At 37.8% G+C, this 1,871-nt stretch carries 2 protein-coding genes; one reads left to right on the top strand and one right to left on the bottom strand.

Going from position 1 to position 1,871, the window contains the following annotated elements; genetic code table 11:
* Positions 1-1,057 (bottom strand): immunoglobulin domain-containing protein (locus CXF67_RS09580; RefSeq protein ID WP_441344394.1); only part of this gene is annotated, 1,057 nt, incomplete at its 3' end.
* Between the two features lie 187 nt (positions 1,058-1,244).
* Between CXF67_RS09580 and CXF67_RS09585 the strand changes: the two genes are divergently transcribed.
* A complete protein-coding gene (locus CXF67_RS09585; RefSeq protein ID WP_102088559.1) occupies positions 1,245-1,505 on the top strand; it encodes a hypothetical protein in 261 nt (86 codons plus the stop codon).
* Positions 1,506-1,871: the final 366 nt, after the last annotated feature.

Consider the following 1,871-nt stretch of genomic DNA (forward strand, 5'->3'; position numbering starts at 1 on the left):
CAAGTCCTGTAATAGTTGGAGTAGGATCAGAATCATCAACACAATAAACTGAGGCTGAATAATTAAATGAAGCATCATCTATAGGTATAGCTGTTACCGTAACTGAGGCACAACTTCCAGGTGTTACACATCCACCTTCTCCTCTTATATAATATGTTGTTGAAAGTCCAGATGGTGTTACCACAAAAGTATTGCCAGCCGTTGTTCCTATTTGAGATCCACCACATGATCCTGTATAAATATGCCAATTGGTAGCATCGTTTAAAGTTCCTGAAATATTTAATGTTGCATTACTCCCTGTGCAAATTGTACCAGGTGAATACGTTACTGAAGGAATAGTTGGATCTGTACAAGATACAATAATAGAAATATCATCTATTATTGCAAAATAATAATCGCCACTAAAAGTGAATTTAATTCTACATTGTGTTAAATTTGGAATCCCTTGAGTAGAATTAGAAGGTAATACTGCATTAATAAAACCTTCTGTTAAATCAGCCTGTAGAGCTGTATAATCGATTGCATTTCCCCAAGTTACTCCATCATCACTTGAAAAAGAAACACTTAATTCTGATATTTGGAAATCTCTATAAAAGGAATAGAATTTCACTGCAAGAGGAACATCAGTATTTCCCGTTAAATCAATTCTTGGTGAAATTAACTCTCCATGATGAGCAGCAGGTGCTGAGCCTGTACCAAATGCTCCTGGAGTACCGTTATTATCCATAAAATCAGAATCAAAAACAGCAACACCATTAACTTGCGATGGAGAATTGATAGGCGTAGTATCTTGCCAATATGCTCCTTGTGAATATCCAAGAGTATTTCTTGTCCAGAATGCATCACCTGGGGTTACTGCACCATTACTTTCACTTATAGAAAGTGCAGTCCAATTACTAATAGAATAATTACTAGCAGTTCCTGTTTCTGTAAAAGTATTTTGAAATTCAGCATTAGCAACATCAATCGAAGCATCAACTCCCCAAAGGTTTTGGGCATTTAATGAAAGAATAGACATAAACAATAAAGTTAAGCTGACAATGTATTTTTTTTTCATTTTCATTTGATTTAACATTTATTTATCAAATGTAGTGTTTATTTACTTTAATTGTTATACAAGTTTAATGTTATGGGCTTTTATTTTTACTAACTTTTAATGTAAAATGCATTTTTACACATTGTGTTTGCCTTGAATGGTAAATATAGTTTTCTTACAAGACTCTCCCAACGGGTGAAAGTCCTCAATGCGCGGAGGTAACGCTCTTGAACCCTTAGTAAGCTGCAAGCTTGTTAAGGGAGACCTTAGAAGTGAAGGAAGCGAGACTACAAATTCTAGTACTGACCCTACGGTTACGCTCAGGACAGGCCAAGTAGGAATCGTATACAGAGGCATATTTACTTGGGTAAGCAAGCACATCATTGTAAAGTCCAAAACACGTAAAGTGATAACCGAAATAGTAGATAAGGCAGGGATCAGAAGAAAGAAGACGCTCTTACCCCGATAAAAATCTGGGCAGGCTCTGGGGAGGTCTCTACAACTACGAGTTAGTTAGGTAGAGAAGTCAGCCGATGTGATAGTACCCACGAGAAACGAGTTGCATAAAACTGCATAGGTCTCACAAGTGTTGAAGGACTGAAGGCAGTCCTTCTGGAAATTATTCAGGGAGCATTAATTTTCGTTAATGGGCAACCCCCAGAAAATCCGTAGCCCTTTAAAAAAGTACAGAATAGTTTCAATTGGTGTAAAGAGCGATTGAAAAGATGGATTGCGAACCGCCGTATACGAGACCCTTACGTACGGTGGTGTGAGAGGCGCAGTGGCGACTTTAAGTCGTCACCCGTCTACTCGATGTGTGCTGTGAGATGTCGAG

The organism is Psychroflexus sp. MES1-P1E (assembly GCF_002836055.1).
Lineage (GTDB): Bacteria > Bacteroidota > Bacteroidia > Flavobacteriales > Flavobacteriaceae > Psychroflexus.

Excerpts from the sequence above, each read along its gene's own strand:
- CXF67_RS09585 (WP_102088559.1), top strand. The coding sequence starts at position 1,245 with ATGCGCGGAGGTAACGCTCTTGAACCCTTAGTAAGCTGCAAGCTTGTT.